Here is a 20,213-nt window from a genome sequence, read left to right on the forward strand (position 1 = left end):
GATGACCTCCACGTTCCTGCCGGAAAAACGGACCGGCCCCGCCGGTTCCCCGCCCCCAGCCGCGGCCCGGCCCACGGGGCGGGCCCGGCGACGCGCGCTGCACTGGCTCACCGCGGCCGGCTTCCAGCTCCCGGCCCTGGTGCTGATCCTGGGTCTCGTGCTGCTTCCGATGCTGTTCGCCCTGTACTCGGCGTTCTTCCGCTGGGGCGGCTTCGGCATGCCCTCCGACTACATCGGCGGCGAGAACTTCACCCGGCTCTTCCAGGACGACGTCTTCCTCGGCGACCTGTGGCGCTGCCTGGTCCTGGTGGTGCTGTCGCTCGCCCTCCAGCTGCCGTTCGCGCTCGCCATGGCGGTCCTGCTCAACCAGCGGATGCGCGGCCGGGCGGTGTACCGGATGCTGTTCTTCGCCCCGTACGTCCTGTCCGAGGCCATCACCGGAATCCTCTTCGGCATGATCTTCGCCCCGGACGACGGCTTCGCCGACCAGGTCCTCGGCAAGATCGGTCTCGAGGGGCTGGGCGGGGAGTGGTTCGCGGATCCGTCCACCGTCATGGCGACCGTCTTCCTGGTCATGACCTGGAAGTACTTCGGCTTCCACATGATGCTCTACCTGGCCGGGCTCCAGGCCGTCCCGAGGGAACTGACCGAGGCGGCGCTGATCGACGGGGCCAGTGCCTGGCAGCGCTTCCGCAACGTCACCCTGCCGCTGCTCGCGCCCACCCTGCGCATCAGCGTGTTCCTGGCGGTCATCGGGTCGATCCAGCTCTTCGACCTGGTGTGGGTGACCACCGCGGGCGGCCCCGACCACCACTCCGAGACCATGGCCGTGACCATGTTCCAGTACGGCTTCAAGCGCTACCAGGTCGGCTACGCCAGCGCGATCAGCGTGGTCATGTTCGGCATCAGCCTCGTCTTCGCCCTCGCCTACCAGCGGTTCGTCCTCCGGCGCGACCTGGAAGGGGCCACCACGACCATGCGGGGTGACGGAAAGTGACAGCCAGTCAGAAGACCCGTGCGCACGGGAAGACCTGGAGCCTGCACCTCGTCCTGGTCGTCGTCGGGGCCGTCATGGCCGTCCCCCTGCTCTACGCCGCGCTCTCCGGCTTCAAATCCACCGACGAGCTCTCCCGCAACCCGGTCGGGCTGCCCGAGTCGTGGGTGACCTCCAACTACACCCAGATCCTCGGCTCGGGGAACTTCTGGCGGCTGATCGGCAACAGCACGCTGATCGCGATCGGCACGACCGTCCTGGTCGTCGCGGTCTCCGCCCTGTCGGCCTTCTCCTTCGCGCGGTTCGCCTTCCGCGGCCGGGAAACGCTGTTCACGCTGTTCACCATGGGGCTGATGTTCCCGTTCGCCGTGGCGGCCCTGCCGCTGTTCCTGCTGCTGCGCTCGCTGGACCTGCTGGACAACCCGCTCGGCGTGATCCTTCCGCAGGCCGCCTTCGGACTTCCGATGACGATCATCATCCTGCGGGGCTTCTTCCGGCAGATCCCCGGCGAGCTGGAGGAAGCGGCCACCCTCGACGGGTGCAGCTCGTTCGGCTTCTTCTGGCGGGTGCTGCTGCCCATGGCCCGGCCCGCGCTCGGGACCGTCTCCGTGCTGGCCGTCGTCACCAGCTGGAACAACTTCTTCCTGCCGCTGCTGGTGTTCACCGACGCCCAGTGGTGGACGCTGCCGATCGGCGTCCAGCAGTTCCAGGGGCAGTACTCCGCGGAGTACGCCAAGGTCTTCGCCTATCTGGTGCTGGCCATGGTGCCCGCCCTCGCCTTCTACTCCGTCGCCGAGCGTCAGCTCGTCGGCGGCCTCACCGCCGGCGCCACCAAGGGCTGACGCGCGCCGCGAACGTACGGCTCTACCCACCCACCGTCGTGAGGAGTCGCACCATGCGCACCACCCGTCTCAGACTCGCCGGCGCCGTCGCCGCGTTCCTGGTCGCCGCCGGCATCGGTGCCGGCACGCCCGCCCAGGCGGGGCACCAGCAGCCCACCCTCGCCGACCTGGCGCAGCGGCACGGCCGTTACTTCGGCAGTGCCACCGACAACCCCGAGCTCGTGGACGGCCCGTACACGGCCCTGCTCGGCAGCGAGTTCGACCAGATCACGCCCGGCAACGGCATGAAGTGGTACGCGACGGAGCCCCAGCAGGGCGTGTTCGACTTCTCCCAGGGCGACGAGATCGTGAACCTCGCCCGGGCCAACCGGCAGAAGGTGCGCGGCCACACCCTGGTCTGGCACAGCCAGCTGCCGGGATGGCTCACGAGCAGGGAGTGGACGGCCCCCGAGCTGAGGGCCGTACTGAAGAAGCACATCCAGACGGAGGTACGGCACTACCGGGGCAAGGTGTTCGCCTGGGACGTCGTCAACGAGGCCTTCAACGAGGACGGCACCTACCGGGAGTCGGTCTTCTACAAGACGCTGGGGCCCGGCTACATCGCCGACGCGCTGCGCTGGGCGCACCAGGCGGATCCGCGCGTCAAGCTCTACCTCAACGACTACAACATCGAGGGGATCGGCCCGAAGAGCGACGCCTACCACCGTCTGGCCAAGGAACTGAAGGCCGCGGGCGTCCCGCTGCACGGCATCGGCCTCCAGGCCCATCTCGCCCTCCAGTACGGCTATCCGGACACCCTGGAGGACAACCTCCGCCGCTTCTCCCGGCTCGGCCTCGACACCGCGCTCACCGAGGTCGACATACGGATGCAGCTGCCGGCGACCGAGGAGAAGCTGGACCGGCAGGCCGAGTGGTACGCCGATCTGACCGAGGCGTGCCTGGCGGTCCGTCGCTGCGTGGGCGTCACCCTGTGGGACTACACCGACAAGTACTCCTGGATCCCCGCGTTCTTCCCGGGCGAGGGCGCGGCCCTGCCGTGGGACGAGGAACTGCGGCGCAAGCCCGCGTACTCCGCGCTGCGCGAGGCGCTCGGGGGGAGGTAGCGGGGGCGGGCAGGGCGGCGCCCCACCGGACAGGGGGTGGTGGGGCGCCGTCCTCGGACCGACGGGTCAGGTCAAGGGCGCCGTGCTCGGGCCGAGGGGTCAGGCCAAGTGCGCCGTGCTCGCCCGTACCACCAGTTCCGTGCCCAGCTCCACCCGTGGTGAGTCCGGCTGTTCGTCACGGGTCAGACGGAGCACCGTGCGCACGGCCAGTTTGCCCATGTCGGCCAGGGGCTGGCGGACCGTCGTCAGGGGTGGTGCCGACCAGCGGACCTCCGGAAGGTCGTCGAAGCCGACCACGCTCATGTCCTGAGGCACCCGCAGACCGCGCCGGCGCAGCGCCTCGATGGCTCCGAGTGCCATCTGGTCGCTGGCCGCGAACAACGCGGTCGGCGGCTCCGGCAGATCGAGCAGGGTGTCGCAGGCGGTGAATCCGGACTCCGGGCGGAAGTCGCCGGGGACGACGAGGGAGGCGTCCATGGGGATGCCGGCGCCTTCCAGGGCCGCCCGGTAGCCGTCCAGGCGGGCACGGGAGCACAGCAGGCGGGGCGGTCCGGCGATCAGCCCGATCCGGCGGTGGCCGAGGGACAGCAGGTGCTCGGTGGCCGCCAGGCCGCCCGCCCAGTTCGCGGCGCCGATCGTGGGGGCGTCGAGGGCCGGCGAGCCCGCCGGGTCGACGACGACCAGGGGCACGCCGAGGATCCGCAACTCCTCGTGGAGTGTCGGATCGAGGGCGGACGTCACGAGGACGACCCCGTCGGAGGCGCGGGCCCTCAGGTTGCGCATCCACTCGCGGGCGTCTCCGGACCGCCCGTGGATGGCCGACACCACGGTGCCGACCCCGGCGGCGTGCGCGACCTCCTCGACCCCGCGGATGATCTCCACGGCCCAAGGGCTGTCGAGGTCGTTGAAGACCAGGTCGAGCAGGGCGGCGCGGGTGCCGGGGGCCGCGGGACGCTTGCGGTAACCGTGGCGGCGCAGCAGCTCCTCGACCCGGGCCCGGGTTCGCGGCGACACGTCGGACCGGCCGTTGACGACCCGGGACACGGTCGGTACGGACACGCCGGCCTGCCGGGCGATCTCCGTGATCGTGACCCTGCCTCCGGGGTCGGCCCCACCTGATCCCACCAGCCCCACCTCCGTCGACGGGTGACCGCGAAACTTCCAGGAGTCTTCCGGAAACGACGCATCCGTGGGAAGGCGTACGGGCCGGGAACGCCATGTCGCGGGAAGTGACGGTCAGTGACGACCGCCGGACATGCGTCGGGGCCGGTGCGCACGGTGTCTGCGGCCGGCCCCTCATGTCGTGCGGCGGGGCATCACCCCGCCGACGGCCTCAGGCGGCCGTCATCACCTGGCCGGCCGACGGACGGTGCGGGGCGATGACCCGGCCGTCCGGCAGGAGTTCGCCGGTGTCCTCGAAGAGCACCACGCCGTTGCACAGCAGGCTCCATCCCTGTTCCGGGTGGTGCGCCACGAGGCGGGCGGACTCCCGGTCGGCGGATTCTGCTGAGGGGCACTGGGTCTGGTGCTGGCACATGGGTGGGATCTTTCGCTGTGTCGGGACGGACGATGATATTGACGTGTCCGAGTGGGCTGTCGTGTCTGTTCCGCGGCTAGAAGTGTCGTTCATGGCCGCCCCCCGTTGTGATAGGTCGTCGGAACCCAGTGTTGCCCCACGGGCGTCAATCCGCAGGGATTTCGCGGCACCGCTTCTCACAGGTTCAGGACGCGTCACCCGCGCGGACGGTTCATCCCAACTGGGCTGTCTCTTCGGGTGGTTCGCAGTGGCCGGATAGGGCTAGTCCGCTCGGGCCGGTGACCTTTCCGGCTCTTAAGAGCTATTCATCGCTCGTAAGAGCGATCGTGTGAGCGGCAAAGCGATCGTGCGAGCGGTCGGTTGTCGACCGGCAGTGAAAAACGACCCCGCCGCCGGAATTCGGCGACGGGGCGAGAGGGGTGTGCTGTGCCTCAGGCGGGTGATCCGAGAAGTCTGGTGGGGGTCACTCGATGGGTCAGTACCGGGAGGAGTTCGGAGACGCGGTGCGGGCGGTGGGCCGCGATGCCGGGCGGTGCCGGTGCCAGTGGGACGAGCAGGTCGGTGGCGGCGGGGTGTCCGGCGGCGCCGTCCGCGGAGCAGTCCTCGTGCAGCCAGAGCGTCAGCATGTACAGGCCGGGCACCGACAGCAGTCGGGGCTGGTACGGCTGCGGCATCGTCTCGGCCTGACGCAGGGCGCGCTCGGTGGAGGTGATGTACGGGCCCTCGAAGAAATGCGAGAAGGCCCAGCCGTCCGCGGTCAGCATGGTCTCCGCCGCGGCCACGACGTGGTCGCCGCTGCGGATCAGGAAGCGCCACCCGGCCAGCCGGGTCGCGGAGACGCCCTCGGCCGTGACGTGGTCGAGGACGTGCACGGGCAGGGGCAGCTCGGGTGTGACGGGTCCCTGGGTGCCGAGCAGGGAGGGAGTTCGGGCTTCGCGGACCGCGGTGGGAGAGGAGAGGGCGGTGAGGACGGAGCGGAGTGCGGGCGCGGGAGCCGGAGGGACATGCAGCGGCATGGTGGGTCGCCTCTCATTCAAAGGCACGGTGGCACGAGGGCGGGGGCGGACGGCGCTGTCTGCTCACGGGGTCAGAGCGGCAGGGGCCGGGGTCATGTGAACGAGAGGGGGGTGGGGTCCGCGTCGCCTCGGCGGCAGGACCCATCGACCGTGGGCGCCGGCCTTCTGCCTTGTTCGCGGAGTTTATACGACACGGGTTCAGACTGTGTTTCGTCTAGCCGTTTCCGGTGAGTAGAACAAGGGTACATTCGGTCGGCGATACGCGAGAATCATCCCGATTCCATGCGGGGGTGTGCAACGGTGACCTCGGCGAATGTCCGCGAACCGGTCGGCCCATTCTCGTCGGCGTTTTTCACGAGTTCCCGAGGCCCGAAACCTGTCCTGTGCGTCATGCCGAGTGAATGTGCCACCGGTCACACCGGTCCAGCGTAGCGGTCGCCGGGTCCGTCCGGGACGTTATCGATCGCTTTCGCTGGGCATCCTCCACCTGACCGGGGCCCCGTCGGCCGGATCCCGGCCCGCATCATCCAAGGAGGGACGCTTCGATGGGGGAGAAGGTCGTGGCAGGGCGGTTCGACCTGTCCGATCGCCAGCGCTACCGCGACAAGCTGCGTCAGTGCCTGACGGGCTTGGAGCGACTCCTGGCGGAGAAGCGGTTCGATCGCCCCAGGAACCTCATGGGGCTGGAGATCGAATTGAATCTCGCGGGCGCCGACGGCATGCCGAAAATGTTGAACGGGCAAGTCCTGGAACGCATCGCCAGTCGCGATTTCCAAACAGAACTCGCCATGTTCAATCTGGAAGTGAACATTCCCCCACACCGCCTGGGGGGCCGGGTATTCGACCGTCTCGCGGAGGAACTCCGTACGTCGCTGGCATATGCCGACCGGAAAGCCGGTGAGGTCGACGCGGGTATCGTGATGATCGGTATTCTGCCGACGCTCGACCGTGACGACCTGGTGTCGTCGAACCTCTCGGACGTCGACCGGTACACCCTCCTCAACGACCAGATCGTGGCCGCCCGCGGCGAGGAGTTCACCCTCGACATCGACGGCGTGGAGCACCTGAGCTGCACCTCGAAGTCCATCGCGCCGGAGGCCGCCTGCACCTCCGTGCAGCTGCATCTCCAGGTCACCCCGGCCCGCTTCGCCGACGTGTGGAACGCGGCCCAGGCGGTCGCCGCCGCGCAGATCGCCGTCGGCGCCAATTCGCCCTTCCTCTTCGGGCGCGAGCTGTGGCGCGAGTCGAGGCCCCCGCTGTTCCAGCAGTCCACCGACACCCGCCCGCCCGAGCTCCAGGCCCAGGGCGTCCGGCCGCGCACCTGGTTCGGGGAGCGCTGGGTCACCTCGGCGTACGACCTCTTCGAGGAGAACCTGCGCTACTACCCGGCCCTCCTGCCGATCTGCGACGACGAGGATCCGCTGGAGGTGCTCGACCGGGGTGGCACGCCCTCGCTCGCCGAACTCGTCCTGCACAACGGCACGATCTACCGCTGGAACCGCCCGGTGTACGGCATCGCCGACGGCGTCCCGCATCTTCGTGTGGAGAACCGTGTACTGCCGGCCGGGCCCACCGTCATCGACGTCGTCGCCAACGCGGCCTTCTTCTACGGCGTCGTCCGGGCGCTCGCGGAGGAGTCCCGGCCGGTGTGGTCCCGGCTGTCCTTCGAGGCGGCCGCCGCCAACTTCGACGCGGCGTGCAAGGACGGTATCGACGCCCGCTTCACCTGGCCCCGGCGCGGCCGGTACAGCGGCACCACCCAGGTCGACGCGGTGAGCCTGATCCGCGACGAGCTGTTGCCGCTCGCCGAGGCCGGGCTGGACGCCTGGGGTGTCGAGCCGGCCGACCGCGATCTGTATCTGGGCGTGATCGAGGAGCGGTGCCGACGCCGGGTGAACGGGGCGAGCTGGCAGGCCGCCACCTTCCACAAGGCACTGGACGCGGGCCTCTCCCGGGAGGACGCGCTGGCTGCCACGACCCGGCGCTACCGCGAGCTGATGCACAAGGGCGAGCCGGTGCACAGCTGGCCGGTGGGGCTGCCGGAGCCGGCGTCGCTGGGGTGACGTGGTGAGCCGGAGGCGACTCTGAGGCCGGTGCCGCCGGGGCGGCGCCGTATGCCGGGCTGACGACGCGAGCGGTGCTGGACGCAGCGAGGCGGGGCCGCCGGCCCGGTGTCGCGAGCCGGGGCCGACGACGCGAGCCGTGCCTCCGGGCCGGCGTCGTCGCGTGCCCGTGTCGCCGGGCCGACGCCGCCTCAGGGCCGGCATCCCGCTGCCGCCATACTGATCCGACAGGTCGGTGAAGTGGAGGCGGGTGTGCAGGCGGAGGCGAGCCCGGTGGGCGATTCCATTCCCCAGCAGGGGCTGTCACGGCGGATGCTCCGCAACGAGACGCTGCTGGTGCTCGCGTTGTCGCTGGGCGCAAGCGGACTGTCGGCGCTGATCAGCTTCGTCGGGTCGGTCACCAAGCCGGGCGGTCTCAAGGACCAGGCGGCCACCATGAACGCCTCGGCCGCGCCCGGCCGGCCCTGGCTCGACCTCGCCTGGCAGCTCTTCGGGATCACCACGGCGCTCGTACCCGTCGCACTCGTCGCGCACTTCCTGCTCCGCGAGGGCGCGAGCCTGCGCACGATCGGCTTCGACCGCACCCGTCCCTGGCCCGACCTGGGTCGTGGTGCGGCGATCGCCGCGGTCATCGGCAGCACCGGCATCGCCTTCTACCTGGCGGCCCGCGGCCTCGGCTTCAACCTCACCGTGGTGCCCGAGGCACTGCCGGCGGTGTGGTGGAAGTACCCGGTGCTGATCCTCTCGGCGATCCAGAACGCCGTGCTGGAGGAAGTGATCGTCGTCGGCTACCTGCTGCGTCGCATGGGCCAGCTGGGCTGGACGCCCACCGCCGCGCTGGCCGGCAGCGCCGTCCTGCGCGGGTCGTACCACCTCTACCAGGGCATCGGCGGCTTCATCGGGAACATGGTGATGGGCGTCGTCTTCGTGTATCTCTACCGCCGCTGGGGGCGCGTCGGCCCACTCGTCGTGGCCCACTCGCTGCTCGACATCGGGGCGTTCGTCGGGTACGCGCTGCTGGCGGGCAAGGTGGGCTGGCTGCCGACGGCGTGAGCGGTGAGTCGAGGGGCGCACGACGGGTGTCGTGCGCCCCGTCACTCGTCTCCGACCAGCAGATCGCCCTCGATGACGGTGACTGCCGTGCCCGTCAGCAGGGTGCGGTCGCCGCGCAGCTCGGTACGGATCCGGCCGGATCGGGGTGAGGCCTGGAGGCCGGTGAGGCGGGAACGGCCCAGGCGCTCGGACCAGAACGGGGCGAGTGCCGTGTGGGCGCTGCCGGTCACCGGGTCCTCGTCGATGCCCACGTTCGGGAAGAAGCAGCGCGAGACGAAGTCGTGGCCCCCGGCGGGGTCCTCGGCGCGGGCCGTGGCGATCACACCGCGCTCGGAGTGCGCGGCGAGGGCCGTCAGGTCCGGGGCCAGGGCGCGCACCGTCTTCTCGTCGGCGACCTCGACGAGCAGATCGCCGACGTTCGGGCCGGTGTCGAGGACCGTGCGCACCTCCGTGCCCAGCGCCTCGGCGAGACCTCCGGGCGGATCGATCCGGGTGAGCGGGGCCGTCGGGAAGTCAAGGGTGACGGAGCCGTCCGCTGCGGGCGTGGCGACGAGGACGCCGCTACGGGTGGCGAACCGCACCGGCCCCGTGTGGGCACCGGTCGTGTGCAGGACATGGGCGGTGGCGAGGGTGGCGTGGCCGCACATCGCGACCTCGGTGGCCGGAGTGAACCAGCGCAGCGCCCAGTCCGCCTCGGAGCCCTTGGGGAGCGGGTGGGCGAAGGCCGTCTCGGAGTGGTTGACCTCCAGGGCGACGTTCCGCAGCCAGGTGTCGTCCGGGAAGGCGTCCGCGCCGGACAGGAGCAGGACCCCGGCCGGGTTGCCGGAGAAGGGGCGATCGGTGAAGGCGTCGACGATTCGGATCCGCATGCCCCGACGCTAGGGCGCCCATGGCGCAGCGGACCAAGGCCAATTCGCACTCGCCGGCCCGATTTCCGCCGGCAGGGATGCCCTGTGGTGGTGAATCCCGCCGGCTCGCCACTGATGCCCGAGCGCCGGGAGATGCCCTACCGCCGGATCGCCGAGATCAGTCCGCCGGGCCGCTCCTCGCCCGATTCTCGAGCGAGAGGCGCCGCCCGCCCCGGCACGAATCTCGGGAAGGGGCTTGTCGCTCGAAGTTTACCGATATATCGTTGAAGCATCGCGACAGATCAACGATGAAATGGAGAGTGGTTGCGATGCGTACCCACGGATTCGAGCGTGGACATGGACACGGCGGCCCGCATCACGGTCGGGGCGGCTTCGAAGGGCTGCGCGCGGCCTTCGGTCCTTTCGGGCCGGGGGGCCCGGGTGGTCCCGGCTGGGGCGGGCCCGGTGGACCGGGCTTCGGTCCTGGCCCCTGGGGCGGCCGAGGGCGTGGCGGGCCCAGGGGAAGGGCGCGGCGAGGTGACGTGCGCGCCTCGATCCTGGCTCTGCTCAAGGACCGGCCGATGCACGGCTACGAGATGATCCAGGAGATCGCCGAGCGCAGCGGCGGGGCGTGGAAGCCCAGCCCCGGCTCGGTGTACCCCACCCTCCAGTTGCTGGAGGACGAGGGGCTGATCGCCAGTGCCTCCGAGGGTGGCAAGAAGCTGTTCTCGCTCACCGGGGCGGGCCGCGACGCCGCCGAGGAGGGGCCCGAGGCTCCCTGGGAGGAAGCCTCCCGCGGGGTCGACTGGGAGGCTCTCGGTGAGATCCGCCAGGCCGGCTTCGGCCTGATGGAAGCCTTCGGCCAGGTCTGGAAGACCGGCAGCAAGGAGCAGCGGGAAAAGGCCCTCGGCGTCATCAACGAGGCCCGCAAGAAGCTGTATCTGATCCTCGCCGACGAGGACTGAACAGCAGAGGACACGAGGCGCCTCCGGAGTGGTCCGGGGGCGCCTCGCTTTGCCGGGGTGTCAGGTCACCAGCCGGTCCAGCTTGCGCAGCGACTCGTGCAGGGCTGCCGTGGCCGAGTCCTTGAGCTTGCCCGCCATCAAGGACACCGTCGCGCCCGTGAACTCGCCGTCGATGCGGACCGTCGTGGCATCGCCGTCGGGCGTCAGTGTGTAGCGCGTCGCGACGGTCACCGCCATCGGGCCCTTGCCGCGGATGGCGAGCACCCGCGCCGGTTCCAGTTCCTCCACGGTCCACGCCACTTCGGCCGGGAAGTTCATCAGCCGCATGTTCTCCTGGAACGTCGCGCCCACTCGCAGGGGCTCCGGGCCGCCCGCCGGGAAGCTCGTGTGGGTCGCGTTCCATTCGCCGTACGCGGACCAGTCGGTGAGCTTCGCCCACACCGTGCCGGCCGGCGCCCCGATCCGGGCCTGAGCGCTGACTTCGGCCATGCGACCACCTCTCCGTAACGGGCTGGGTGCGCGGAACGTAGCCGCGGCGGCCGCAATGTTCAATACTGACGAACTGTCAGACCTGCCGCGACGGGGGCGGTCTCCACCCGAATCTGCCTGATCTCCTCCGTAAGGAGGAGATTGCGGCCGCGGAGTCCACTTCCCGTGGGACGCGAGAATGCTTCGTACCGTGGATGACGCGGCCCCACGGGGCTGATGGGGTAGGGGATGTGCAACCCCGTACCCCCCGGCCGCCGGCCCATGAGCACGGCATTCAGCGCGTGGACAACGATGCCAGGCTCAGTGACGAGCTGGCGTCGGTGGTCGGCGGTGCCAGGCGCCGGGCCGTCCGGGACGGCGACCGGCAGATCGACACCGCCCATCTGCTCCACTCACTGCTGGAGTCGGACGCCGAGGTGCGTGCCGCCTTCGGCGAGGGGCCGCAGATCGCGCGCCTGCTCGGCTACCTCGTCCAGCGCAGCATCGGGTACGGCTTGCGCTGGCAGAGCGGGGTCGAGGACTCCGGCGCCGTCCCCGTGGTGACGGGGGCGGCGGGTTTCTCCCCGCTCGCCGCCGCGTGCATGGAGTACGCCTGCGTGCGTGCCGCCGAGCGCGGCGGACCGGCCCGTGGCACCGACCTGCTCGCGGCGATCGTCGTCGACCCCCAGGCGCGTGCGGTCGAGGTGCTCGGGCGGGCCGGCATCGACCCGGGCGAGGTGCTCACCCGGCTCGACGGCCGGTCCTGCGTCGCCGAGGAGTGCGGCGAAGCCGCCCACTGAGCGCCGCGGCGCGGGGCCGGCCGTCCCGTCCAGGCTGTGAGACAGGTGTCATGAGGGATGACGCTCCTGTCACGGCCTGTCATCATGTGCCGGTGCGTACCACTGACAGCAGCGTGAGCGGGCGCGGCAGGGGCGTGGGGCTCGGACTCGCCCTCCTGTCCGCGGTGGCCTTCGGCGGATCCGGTGTCGCCGCCAAACCGCTGATCGAGGCGGGTCTGGACCCGCTGCACGTGGTGTGGCTGCGGGTGGCCGGGGCTGCCCTGGTCATGCTGCCGCTCGCCGTGCGTCACCGCGCGCTGGTGCGCAGGCGCCCCGGGCTGCTCGCCGGGTTCGGGCTGCTGGCCGTCGCGGGCGTCCAGGCCTGCTACTTCGCGGCGCTCTCCAGGATCCCCGTCGGGGTGGCGCTGCTCATCGAGTACCTGGCGCCCGCGCTGGTGCTGGGCTGGGTGCGGTTCGTGCAGAAGCGGCCCGTCACGCGTTCCGCGGCCGTCGGTGTCGTGCTCGCGGTGGGCGGACTCGCCTGTGTCGTGGAGGTGTGGTCGGGTCTCGGGTTCGACGCGCTGGGACTGCTGCTCGCGCTCGGCGCGGCCTGCTGCCAGGTCGGCTACTTCGTCCTGTCCGACCAGGGCAGCGACGCCGGTGACGAGGCGCCCGCCCCGCTCGGTGTCATCGCCTACGGGCTGCTGGCCGGCGCGGCCGTGCTGACCGTCGTCGCCCGGCCCTGGACCATGGACTGGTCGGTGCTCGGGGGTACCGCGAGCATGAACGGCAGGCCTGTCGCCGCCGTGGTGCTGCTGGCCTGGATCGTCCTGGTCGCCACGGTCGTCGCCTACGTCACCGGTGTGGTCTCCGTGCGCCGGCTCTCCCCGCAGGTCGCCGGGGTCGTGGCTTGTCTCGAGGCGGTCATCGCCACCGTCCTGGCCTGGGTCCTGCTCGGCGAGCACCTCTCGGCGCCGCAGATCGCCGGCGGAGCGATCGTGCTGGTGGGCGCGTTCATCGCGCAGTCCTCGGCGCCTTCCAAGGGATCCGGGCAGCCGGTGGCGAGCGGCGGCCCGGAAAGGGAGTTGTCCAGGCGCGGGACCGGCACCTAAGGTGTCGATCATGCCTTCGAACGCACTCGTTCTTCCGCCTCCGGCCGCCTGAGGCGGGCCCTCCGGAAACCGCGCCCGGCGATGAGCCGCCGCGCAGAACGGTGCTGCCCGCAGACGAAGTCCGCGGACCCCGCTGATCACGACTGATCCGGGGCCCTTCCCGAACTTCCGCGCACCCGGCCGCCGCCCGACGCGGGCGCGGCATGCCGTGCGCGTCTGCGGAGAGAACACGTGTCGAACACTGCCTCCGGCCTGCCCGTCGGGCGAGGCCTCCTATATCTGATCGTCGCCGGTGTCGCATGGGGCACCGCGGGCGCGGCCGCCTCCCTGGTCTACCGGGCCAGTGACATGGGGCCCGTCGCCCTCTCCTTCTGGCGCTGCGCCACCGGCCTGGTGCTGCTGCTCGCCGTGCGCCTGCTGCGGCCGAGCACCCAGGACCCCGTGCGGCAGCCGCTCGGCCGCCGGGCGCTGCGGGCCGGGGTCACCGGTCTCGGGCTCGCCGTCTTCCAGACCGCGTACTTCGCGGCCGTCTCCGCCACCGGCCTCGCCGTGGCCACCGTCGTCACGCTGGGCGCGGGACCCGTCCTCATCGCGCTCGGCGCCCGGCTGACCCTGGCCGAGCGACTGGGCCGGGGCGGCGCCACAGCCGTCCTGAGCGCCCTCGCCGGTCTCGCGGTCCTCGTCCTCGGGGGCGGCGGCACGACCGTGCGCCCGCTGGGTGTGCTGCTCGCCCTGCTGTCCGCGGCCGGGTACTGCGTGATGACGCTGCTCACCCGCCGGTGGGGTCGCGACGGTGCCGGTGACGGCACCGGGACGACCACCGGGGCCTTCGCCGTCACGAGCCTGTGCCTGTTGCCGTTCGCCCTGGCGGAGGGGCTGTTGCCGCACACGGAGGAGCCCGGCCGGCTCGTGCTCCTGCTGCTCTATGTCGCCGCCGTCCCCACGGCACTCGCCTACGGCCTCTACTTCGCGGGCGCGGCCGTCGTCCGGTCCGCCACCGTCTCGGTGATCATGCTGCTCGAACCGGTGGGCGCCGCGGTGCTCGCCGTCGTCCTGCTGGGCGAGCACCTCACGACGGCGACGCTGGCCGGGACCCTGCTGATGCTGGGCTCCGTGGCAGGCCTGGCGGTGGGGGAGGCGCGCGGCGCGCGGAGGAGGGAGGAGCGCTTGGCTTGACCCGTACGTCCCTCACTTCCGACCGGGGGCGGTTCGCCCGGCGGGCCGTTGACCGCGAGCCGGCCGACGTCGCGGCGGCCGGTCACCGTTGCCGTTCGGTGTCGCCGCACGGCGCGTCCCAGGGGTGGATCGACATCACAGGGCCGTGAGGTAGTCGGGAAGCTCGGTGCCCGGGGCCAGGGCGGGGTCGGACAGCGGGGTGCCGTAGGTGCGCCGCACCGGGACGACGCCGGCCCAGTGGGGGAGGGCGAGGTCCTCCGGCTCGTCGTTCACGCCGCCGGTGCGCAGCTTCGCGGAGACCTCGTCCAGGTCCAGGCGGATCACGGCCGTGGCGGCCAGTTCCTTCTTGTCGGCGGGGCGGGAGTCCGCGGAGCGGCCGGGCACGACGTGGTCGACCAGCGCGTCCAGTGCCCGCAGCTTCTCCTCGCGGTCCGTCACGTCGTGGGCGACGCCGTGCACCACCACGGAGCGGTAGTTGATCGAGTGGTGGAAGGCCGAGCGGGCCAGGACCAGACCGTCGACGTGGGTGACCGTCAGGCAGACCCGGAGGCCGGGGCCGGCCTGACCGGCCGCCCGCAGCGGACGCGAGCCCGTCGAGCCGTGCACGTACAGCCGCTCGCCCACTCTGGCGTACAGGGTGGGCAGCACGACGGGTGCCCCGTCGCGGACGAACCCGAGGTGGCAGACGTAGGCCTCGTCGAGTATCGCGTGCACCAGGTCCCTGTCGTACGAGGCCCGGTCCGGGGAGCGGGTGGGGACGGTGCGGTCGGACGGGGTGTAGGCGGTGTCGGGCTGCGACGGCGTCTGCGAGGTCCCCTGCATGGCGCTCTCCATTGCACTAGTGCATACTTGTCTTTGTGCTAGGAGAGTATCGGATCAGTGGGCGTCGCGCAGCGGACATTTCCGCGAGCATCGAGCGCGCGGTGGGAGCAGGTGAGTTGCGGCCTGGTCAACTGTTGCCTCCCATGCGGGAGTTGGCGGAGCGGTTGGGGGTGAATCCCAACACTGTCGCGGCGGCGTACCGGACCCTGCGCGAGCGTGGGGTCATCGAGACGGCGGGGCGGCGCGGCAGCCGGGTGCGGCCCGCGCCGGCGACGACCGGACGGGAGCACTTCCGGGTGGACGTCCCCGACGGGGTGCGGGACGTCGCGCAGGGCAATCCGGATCCGGCGCTGCTGCCGGCCCTCGCGGACGCGTTCGCGGCGGCCGCCGCCGAGGGCGACCGGGCGCCCGTGCTCTATGGCGACACCCCCGTCGAACCGGAGCTGGCCCGGATCGCGCGGGCCGGGCTCGACGCCGACGGCGTGCCGGACGGGCCGCTCGCCGTGGTCTCCGGCGCCCTGGACGGTGTCGAACGGGTGCTGGCGGCCCACCTCAAGCCCGGTGACACCGTCGCCGTCGAGGATCCCGGCTGGGGCCGCACCCTCGACCTGGTGCCCGCGCTCGGGCTGCGCACCGTACCCGTCGGTGTCGACGACGACGGGCCGTACGCTCAGGACGTGCGCCGGGCGCTGGAGGCCGGGGCGCGGGCCCTGATCGTCACGGACCGGGCGCAGAACCCGACCGGCGCGGCGGTGAGCTCCGCACGCGCGCGTGCACTGCGAGCCGTGCTCCGGGCGTATCCGGAGACCGTCCTGATCGAGGACGACCACGGCCACGGCATCGTCGACCTGCCCCTGCACCCCCTGGCCGGAGTCACCCGGCACTGGGCGTTCGTACGCTCCGCCGCCAAGGCGTACGGCCCCGATCTGCGCCTCGCCGTGCTCACCGGGGACGCCGTCACCGTCGACCGGGTCCGCGGGCGGCACCGGCTCGGCCCGGGCTGGGTGAGCCGGCTGATGCAGCGGGCCCTGGTGCGGCTGTGGGCCGACGGGGCGGTGGACACGGCCGAGGTGGCGGCGTCGTACGGGCGGCGGCGGGACGCGCTGATCAAGGCGCTCGAACGGCGCGGTGTCGCGGCCCGTGGGCGCAGCGGCATGAACGTCTGGGTGCCGGTGCCGGACGAGACCGCCGCCGTCGCCCGGCTGCTGCACGCCGGCTGGGCCGTGGCTCCCGGTGCCCGCTTCCGGCTGAACGCGCCGCCCGGCGTCCGGGTCACCGTCTCGACCCTCGTCGACGGCGAGATCGAGAAACTGGCCGAAGCGATCGCCACGGCCCTCGAGCCCGCCCCCGCGCGGAGTTACGACTGAGAGGGCGGACCGGGCGCCTTGCGGAGTCACCGACCGGGACGCCGGGCCGGGCGCCGTGCGGAGTCACCGACTGGGACGTCTGGCCGGGCGGCCGGGCGCTGTGCGGAGTCACCCCTCGGGTGTGTCGGACCGGGTGACATGGCCTGCGCGGAGCCACGGCTGAGCCGCGGGGCCGGGCGGACGGGCCCCGGGCGGAGCCGAGTCTCCTGAGCGGCCAGGTCTGGTGCGGGTGCGGAGCCACGGCTGCGACACCGGCCTGAACGGCCGGGCCCTGCGGCTACTGCCGAGGTCCCGGACCTGACCTCGGCCGGATCTGGGTGAGTGCCGCCCCCGTCAGCACGATCACCGCCCCGACCGGCGTCGACCAGGTGAGCCCCTCGCCGAGGAGCGCGACGCCCGCGGCCGTGGCGATGACCGGGATGAAGTACGTGACCATCTGGGCGGTCGTCGGGCCGACCTCGGCGACCAGGCCGTACTGGAGGAGCACCGCGAGGCCCGTGCCCAGCGCGCCCAGGGCGGCGACCGCCAGCAGCGGCACGACGGGGAAGCGGGTCGGCAGGGTCGTGACCAGCGGGGTGACGACGGCCAGCTGGGCCGTGGCGAGCAGCAGTTGCGCGCCGGTCATCGACAGGTGCGAGTGGCCGGTGCCGGCGAGGGTGCGGCGTACGTAGATCCAGCCGATCGGGTAGCTGAGGGAGCCGAGCAGGGCCAGTGCCGTGCCGGTGGCGTCCAGAGCGTCGAAGCCCTGCCAGGCGCCCAGCACCGTGAGGACCCCGAGGAAGCCCAGCCCGAGCCCCGCCACCCGCACCCGGGTCGGTCGGTCCTCCGACAGGGCGACCAGGGACAGCGCCATGCCCCACAGCGGCGAGGTCGCGTTGCAGATGCCCGCGAGGGCGGACGGGATGGTCAGCTCGGCATACGCGAAGAGCGAGAACGGCAGGGCGTTGAGCAGGAAGGCGGCGACCGTCAGATGCCCCCAGACGCGCGCCCCGCGTGGCAGCCGCTCGCGTCGCACGGCCATGGCGGCGGCCAGCACCGCGGTGCCGAACGCCAGCCGGCCGAGCGTCACCTGGAACGGCGCGTAGGTCTCGGTGCCCACCTTGATGAGGAGGAAGCTGAAGCCCCAGATCAGGGACAGGGCGGCGAACCGGAGGCGCCAGTCGGGGCGACGGCGCGGCGGTGCCGGAGGGGCGGTGGCGGCCCGGTCGGCGGGGGTGGTCACGGTGCTCATGGCAGCCACGATGCGCCACCGCAACCTCGTAGCACAATCGAGATTTCGCACCCGGTACTGCGTAGCATTGCTTACATGTTGAATCTGGAGCGCCTGCGCACCCTCGACGCCCTCGCCCGGCACGGCTCGGTGAGCGGCGCGGCCGAGGGTCTGCACATCACGACGTCCGCCGTGTCGCAGCAGTTGTCGAAGCTGGAGCGGGAGGTCGGTCAGCGGCTGCTCGCCAAGAACGGCCGGGGCGTGCGGCTCACCGACGCGGGCCGGCTGCTCGCGGAGCACGCCGCGCGCATCCTGTCCCAGGTGGAACTGGCCCAGTCCGACCTGGAGGCGCAGCGCGGGCAGGTCGTCGGCGAGCTCAGACTGTCGGCGTTCCCGACCGCCGCGCGAGGGCTGTTCCCGCACGCCCTGGCCGCGCTGCGCGAGCAGCACCCCGCGCTGCGGCTGCGCTCCTGCGAGCTGGAGCCGGAGCACGGCATCGCCGGAGTCGTGCGCGGCGACCTCGACCTCGCCGTCGTGCTCGACTGGTACAACAAGCCGATGGCGCTGCCCGAGGGCCTGGTCAAGGCGTCGATCCTGGACGACCCGGCCGAGGTGGCCCTGCGGGTGGACCACAGGCTCGCGGAGCGCGCGGAGGTCGACCTCGGAGAGTTCGCCGACGACGAGTGGATCACCTGGGGCGACGGCGAGTTCTGCCACGAGTGGCTGATGTTCACGCTCCGCTCCAAGGGCGTCGAGCCGATCGTCGGCCATCGCGCCGCCGAGACCCACACCCAGCTCGCCCTGGTCGCCGCGGGCCTCGGGGTGTGCATCGCCCCGCTGCTCGGCCGCCACCCCGTGCCGGCCGGTGTGGTGACCGTCCCCCTCCGGCAGCGGGTCCGGCGGCACGTGTACGTCGTCTGGCGCGCGGACGCGGACCGCCGTCCGTCGATCCGTGCGGCGGTGAAGGCCCTGCGGGCGGCGGGGGAGCGGATCGGCTGACGTTGCGCGGGAGGCTACTGCCCGGCCAGCTTGCGGAAGTCCCAGGAGACGATCTTCTCGGGCCTCAGCCTGATCCAGGCGTGCCGGCCGTCGTGGGGCATCTCCTCCAGGCCGAAGTTCTTCCGCGCGAACAGCATCTCGGGGACGTCGAGTTCGGCGCGCAGCTCACCGGTGCGAGGTATCTCGCCCACGAACTCGACGGTGCCCGACAGCTCGGCGCCGCGCAGCTCGTCGTACTCCTCGCCGGTGTCGACCACGATCGCCACCCGCGGATCGCGCCGCAGATCGGTCCACCGCTTGCTGCGTACGACCGAGTACAGCCACATCGAGGTGCCGTCCCACGCGAACCACAGCGTGCTCACGTGCGGCGCCCCGCCGGCCGACACCGTGGCGACCCGGCAGGTGCGCTGAGTGGTCAGGAACTCGTCCAGCTCGCCCGGCGTCATCATGATCTTCCGGCCCCTGCGCTGCTGCGTGACGGTCATGCTCCCCCTCTTTCTCCCACGTCGTGCCAGAGGAGATCCTCTGACATCACGTCAGAAAAGGATGAGTGCTCTTCCCTCCGTACGCAATGGTCGCTACGCTCGCCCGCCCTGCCGCCGGTGACAGGGGGAAACCCGTGCCCTCGTACACAGCGCTCAGCGAACTCCTCGAACCGCGCACCACCGTGCTGCTCACCGTCGAGTGCCAGGAAGGCGTCGTCGGGGCCGACAGCGCCCTGCCCGAACTCGCCCAACAGGCACGCGCCGGCGGCGTCCTCGCCAATGTCGCCCGTCTGGTGGCGGCCGCCCACGACGGCGGCGTCCAGGTCGTCCACGCCGTCGCAGAGCGTCGCCCCGACGGCCGCGGCGCAGGCCGCAACGCCCGGCTCTTCCGCGCCGCCGCACGACTTCCCGTGCAACAGCTGACCGGTTCGCCGGCGGTGCGGGTGGCCGCTCCGATCGAGGTCGCCGAGGAGGATCTCGTCGTACGGCGTCTGCACGGGCTGTCACCCCTGCAGGGCACCGACGTCGATCCCCTGCTGCGCAACCTCGGCTGCCGCACGCTGATCGTCACCGGGGTCTCGGCCAACGTGGCCGTCCCCAATGCCGTGTTCGACGCCGTGAACCGCGGCTACACCGTCGTGGTCCCGGCGGACGCCATCGCGGGAGTGCCCGCCGACTACACCCCCGCGATGATCCGCCACACCCTCGCGCTGGTCGCCACGGTCGCGACCACGGACGAGGTCCTGGCGTGCCTGGAGCGTCCGCGTGGGGTCAGGCGAGTGTGATCGAGTCGCCCTTCACCGTGATCTGCTTCTCCTCGAGCGGTTCGACCGCCGGCTTGCGCTTCACGCTGCCGTCGAGGACGGAGAACTGGCTGCCGTGGCAGGTGCAGGAGATGATGTCGTCCTTGAGGTCCACCATCGGACACTGCCGATGGGTGCAGATCGTCGAGAACGCCTTGAACTCGCCCGCCGTCGGCTGGGAGACCACGACCTTCTCGTCCTTGAAGATCTTGCCGCCGCCCTCGGGGATCTCGGCGGTCTTCGCGAGCGCCGCGCCACCGGCCCCCGCTCCGGCGGACGAGCCGCCCCCTTCGTTCGCACCCTGCCCGGTGGACGGGTCGGACGCCTTGTCCTCCGAACCGCACGCCGTCAGTGCCACGGTGAGCCCCGCCGCGCCGACCGCCGCCACGACGCTGCGGCGGTTCGGTCCCGACATCGGCTGAACTGATTCGCTGGTCATGCTGACGTTCCTTCCGGGGGGTTCGTGATCTGCCGAGAGGTACGGCCCCTGGGGACCGGCTGTTCAGACCCTGCCGAAATCCTGACCCGTCCGGGGAAGGAGACGGGTAAAGCGGAGCTGTCGGCTTGCTGT

Annotated in this window: 21 protein-coding genes; 12 read left to right on the top strand and 9 right to left on the bottom strand. The window is 71.7% G+C overall.

What is annotated here, in order from left to right; genetic code table 11:
• Nucleotide 1: 1 nt before the first annotated feature.
• The 3 genes from ACFCXS_RS19815 to ACFCXS_RS19825 all read left to right on the top strand — a co-directional run bounded on the left by ACFCXS_RS19815 (nt 2) and on the right by ACFCXS_RS19825 (nt 2,939).
• Entirely contained in the window at nt 2–997 is a 996-nt protein-coding gene (locus ACFCXS_RS19815) for a carbohydrate ABC transporter permease (RefSeq protein WP_376644649.1), read from the top strand.
• 74 nt (nt 998–1,071) lie between these two features.
• Nucleotides 1,072–1,836 carry a carbohydrate ABC transporter permease gene (locus ACFCXS_RS19820; RefSeq protein ID WP_376644986.1) on the top strand — a complete coding sequence of 255 codons (765 nt, stop codon included), beginning with the start codon at nt 1,072–1,074 and terminating at the stop codon, nt 1,834–1,836.
• 53 nt (nt 1,837–1,889) lie between these two features.
• Nucleotides 1,890–2,939 (top strand): endo-1,4-beta-xylanase, encoded by a 1,050-nt coding sequence (locus ACFCXS_RS19825; protein WP_376644650.1) that lies wholly within the window; start codon nt 1,890–1,892, stop codon nt 2,937–2,939.
• 99 nt (nt 2,940–3,038) lie between these two features.
• Here the strand turns inward: ACFCXS_RS19825 and ACFCXS_RS19830 are convergent, their stop codons facing one another.
• From ACFCXS_RS19830 to ACFCXS_RS19840, 3 genes are all read right to left on the bottom strand, one after another.
• Complete coding sequence (locus ACFCXS_RS19830) at nt 3,039–4,064, bottom strand: LacI family DNA-binding transcriptional regulator (RefSeq protein ID WP_376644651.1); 1,026 nt, start codon at nt 4,062–4,064, stop codon at nt 3,039–3,041.
• 208 nt (nt 4,065–4,272) lie between these two features.
• A complete protein-coding gene (locus ACFCXS_RS19835; protein ID WP_376644652.1) occupies nt 4,273–4,476 on the bottom strand; it encodes a DUF5999 family protein in 204 nt (67 codons plus the stop codon).
• Nucleotides 4,477–4,907: 431 nt separating this feature from the next.
• The gene (locus tag ACFCXS_RS19840) at nt 4,908–5,492 is read right to left on the bottom strand and encodes a hypothetical protein (protein WP_376644653.1); all 585 of its coding nucleotides are present in this window, start codon (nt 5,490–5,492) and stop codon (nt 4,908–4,910) included.
• 545 nt (nt 5,493–6,037) lie between these two features.
• On the opposite strand from ACFCXS_RS19840, the gene ACFCXS_RS19845 reads away from it, so the two are divergent.
• Together ACFCXS_RS19845 and ACFCXS_RS19850 are read left to right on the top strand one after the other, a co-directional pair.
• Complete coding sequence (locus ACFCXS_RS19845) at nt 6,038–7,555, top strand: glutamate-cysteine ligase family protein (RefSeq protein ID WP_376644654.1); 1,518 nt, start codon at nt 6,038–6,040, stop codon at nt 7,553–7,555.
• A gap of 252 nt (nt 7,556–7,807) precedes the next feature.
• Nucleotides 7,808–8,608, top strand: coding sequence for a CPBP family intramembrane glutamic endopeptidase (locus ACFCXS_RS19850; RefSeq protein WP_376644655.1), 801 nt, complete (start codon nt 7,808–7,810; stop codon nt 8,606–8,608).
• 41 nt (nt 8,609–8,649) lie between these two features.
• On the opposite strand, the gene ACFCXS_RS19855 is transcribed toward ACFCXS_RS19850, so the two are convergent.
• A complete protein-coding gene (locus ACFCXS_RS19855; protein ID WP_376644656.1) occupies nt 8,650–9,477 on the bottom strand; it encodes a PhzF family phenazine biosynthesis protein in 828 nt (275 codons plus the stop codon).
• 308 nt (nt 9,478–9,785) lie between these two features.
• Between ACFCXS_RS19855 and ACFCXS_RS19860 the strand changes: the two genes are divergently transcribed.
• Nucleotides 9,786–10,421, top strand: coding sequence for a PadR family transcriptional regulator (locus ACFCXS_RS19860; RefSeq protein ID WP_376644657.1), 636 nt, complete (start codon nt 9,786–9,788; stop codon nt 10,419–10,421).
• Between the two features lie 60 nt (nt 10,422–10,481).
• Here the strand turns inward: ACFCXS_RS19860 and ACFCXS_RS19865 are convergent, their stop codons facing one another.
• Nucleotides 10,482–10,910 (bottom strand): SRPBCC family protein, encoded by a 429-nt coding sequence (locus ACFCXS_RS19865; protein WP_376644658.1) that lies wholly within the window; start codon nt 10,908–10,910, stop codon nt 10,482–10,484.
• A gap of 194 nt (nt 10,911–11,104) precedes the next feature.
• Here ACFCXS_RS19865 and ACFCXS_RS19870 point away from each other — a divergent pair, with 194 nt between their 5' ends.
• The 3 genes from ACFCXS_RS19870 to ACFCXS_RS19880 all read left to right on the top strand — a co-directional run bounded on the left by ACFCXS_RS19870 (nt 11,105) and on the right by ACFCXS_RS19880 (nt 13,956).
• Nucleotides 11,105–11,689 (top strand): Clp protease N-terminal domain-containing protein, encoded by a 585-nt coding sequence (locus tag ACFCXS_RS19870; protein WP_376644659.1) that lies wholly within the window; start codon nt 11,105–11,107, stop codon nt 11,687–11,689.
• An 86-nt stretch (nt 11,690–11,775) separates the two neighbouring features.
• The gene (locus tag ACFCXS_RS19875; protein WP_376644987.1) at nt 11,776–12,780 is read left to right on the top strand and encodes a DMT family transporter; all 1,005 of its coding nucleotides are present in this window, start codon (nt 11,776–11,778) and stop codon (nt 12,778–12,780) included.
• A 231-nt stretch (nt 12,781–13,011) separates the two neighbouring features.
• Complete coding sequence (locus ACFCXS_RS19880) at nt 13,012–13,956, top strand: DMT family transporter (protein WP_376644660.1); 945 nt, start codon at nt 13,012–13,014, stop codon at nt 13,954–13,956.
• A gap of 135 nt (nt 13,957–14,091) precedes the next feature.
• Here ACFCXS_RS19880 and ACFCXS_RS19885 read toward each other — a convergent pair whose 3' ends face one another.
• Nucleotides 14,092–14,778: a pyridoxamine 5'-phosphate oxidase family protein gene (locus ACFCXS_RS19885; protein ID WP_376644661.1), complete on the bottom strand. Its 687-nt coding sequence runs from the start codon at nt 14,776–14,778 to the stop codon at nt 14,092–14,094.
• A gap of 35 nt (nt 14,779–14,813) precedes the next feature.
• Here ACFCXS_RS19885 and ACFCXS_RS19890 point away from each other — a divergent pair, with 35 nt between their 5' ends.
• Complete coding sequence (locus ACFCXS_RS19890) at nt 14,814–16,145, top strand: aminotransferase class I/II-fold pyridoxal phosphate-dependent enzyme (protein WP_376644662.1); 1,332 nt, start codon at nt 14,814–14,816, stop codon at nt 16,143–16,145.
• A 277-nt stretch (nt 16,146–16,422) separates the two neighbouring features.
• Here the strand turns inward: ACFCXS_RS19890 and ACFCXS_RS19895 are convergent, their stop codons facing one another.
• On the bottom strand, nt 16,423–17,376 hold the full coding sequence (locus tag ACFCXS_RS19895) for a DMT family transporter (protein WP_376644663.1): 954 nt from the start codon (nt 17,374–17,376) through the stop codon (nt 16,423–16,425).
• A gap of 75 nt (nt 17,377–17,451) precedes the next feature.
• Here ACFCXS_RS19895 and ACFCXS_RS19900 point away from each other — a divergent pair, with 75 nt between their 5' ends.
• Nucleotides 17,452–18,354: a LysR family transcriptional regulator gene (locus ACFCXS_RS19900; protein WP_376644664.1), complete on the top strand. Its 903-nt coding sequence runs from the start codon at nt 17,452–17,454 to the stop codon at nt 18,352–18,354.
• A gap of 14 nt (nt 18,355–18,368) precedes the next feature.
• On the opposite strand, the gene ACFCXS_RS19905 is transcribed toward ACFCXS_RS19900, so the two are convergent.
• Nucleotides 18,369–18,839, bottom strand: coding sequence for a pyridoxamine 5'-phosphate oxidase family protein (locus ACFCXS_RS19905; RefSeq protein WP_376644665.1), 471 nt, complete (start codon nt 18,837–18,839; stop codon nt 18,369–18,371).
• A 134-nt stretch (nt 18,840–18,973) separates the two neighbouring features.
• On the opposite strand from ACFCXS_RS19905, the gene ACFCXS_RS19910 reads away from it, so the two are divergent.
• The gene (locus tag ACFCXS_RS19910; protein WP_376644666.1) at nt 18,974–19,624 is read left to right on the top strand and encodes a cysteine hydrolase; all 651 of its coding nucleotides are present in this window, start codon (nt 18,974–18,976) and stop codon (nt 19,622–19,624) included.
• Here the strand turns inward: ACFCXS_RS19910 and ACFCXS_RS19915 are convergent.
• Nucleotides 19,611–20,081, bottom strand: coding sequence for a Rieske (2Fe-2S) protein (locus tag ACFCXS_RS19915; protein ID WP_376644667.1), 471 nt, complete (start codon nt 20,079–20,081; stop codon nt 19,611–19,613). The genes ACFCXS_RS19910 and ACFCXS_RS19915 overlap by 14 nt on opposite strands.
• Nucleotides 20,082–20,213: the final 132 nt, after the last annotated feature.

The sequence above is a fragment of the Streptomyces sp. NPDC056373 genome, assembly GCF_042262425.1.
Classification (GTDB): domain Bacteria; phylum Actinomycetota; class Actinomycetes; order Streptomycetales; family Streptomycetaceae; genus Streptomyces.

Coding starts and splice junctions, on each gene's coding strand:
- ACFCXS_RS19815 (WP_376644649.1), top strand. CDS start 2: ATGACCTCCACGTTCCTGCCGGAAAAACGGACCGGCCCCGCCGGTTCC.
- ACFCXS_RS19820 (WP_376644986.1), top strand. CDS start 1,072: ATGGCCGTCCCCCTGCTCTACGCCGCGCTCTCCGGCTTCAAATCCACC.
- ACFCXS_RS19825 (WP_376644650.1), top strand. CDS start 1,890: ATGCGCACCACCCGTCTCAGACTCGCCGGCGCCGTCGCCGCGTTCCTG.
- ACFCXS_RS19835 (WP_376644652.1), bottom strand. CDS start 4,476: ATGTGCCAGCACCAGACCCAGTGCCCCTCAGCAGAATCCGCCGACCGG.
- ACFCXS_RS19840 (WP_376644653.1), bottom strand. CDS start 5,492: ATGCCGCTGCATGTCCCTCCGGCTCCCGCGCCCGCACTCCGCTCCGTC.
- ACFCXS_RS19845 (WP_376644654.1), top strand. CDS start 6,038: ATGGGGGAGAAGGTCGTGGCAGGGCGGTTCGACCTGTCCGATCGCCAG.
- ACFCXS_RS19855 (WP_376644656.1), bottom strand. CDS start 9,477: ATGCGGATCCGAATCGTCGACGCCTTCACCGATCGCCCCTTCTCCGGC.
- ACFCXS_RS19860 (WP_376644657.1), top strand. CDS start 9,786: ATGCGTACCCACGGATTCGAGCGTGGACATGGACACGGCGGCCCGCAT.
- ACFCXS_RS19865 (WP_376644658.1), bottom strand. CDS start 10,910: ATGGCCGAAGTCAGCGCTCAGGCCCGGATCGGGGCGCCGGCCGGCACG.
- ACFCXS_RS19870 (WP_376644659.1), top strand. CDS start 11,105: ATGACGCGGCCCCACGGGGCTGATGGGGTAGGGGATGTGCAACCCCGT.
- ACFCXS_RS19885 (WP_376644661.1), bottom strand. CDS start 14,778: ATGCAGGGGACCTCGCAGACGCCGTCGCAGCCCGACACCGCCTACACC.
- ACFCXS_RS19895 (WP_376644663.1), bottom strand. CDS start 17,376: ATGAGCACCGTGACCACCCCCGCCGACCGGGCCGCCACCGCCCCTCCG.
- ACFCXS_RS19900 (WP_376644664.1), top strand. CDS start 17,452: ATGTTGAATCTGGAGCGCCTGCGCACCCTCGACGCCCTCGCCCGGCAC.
- ACFCXS_RS19905 (WP_376644665.1), bottom strand. CDS start 18,839: ATGACCGTCACGCAGCAGCGCAGGGGCCGGAAGATCATGATGACGCCG.
- ACFCXS_RS19915 (WP_376644667.1), bottom strand. CDS start 20,081: ATGACCAGCGAATCAGTTCAGCCGATGTCGGGACCGAACCGCCGCAGC.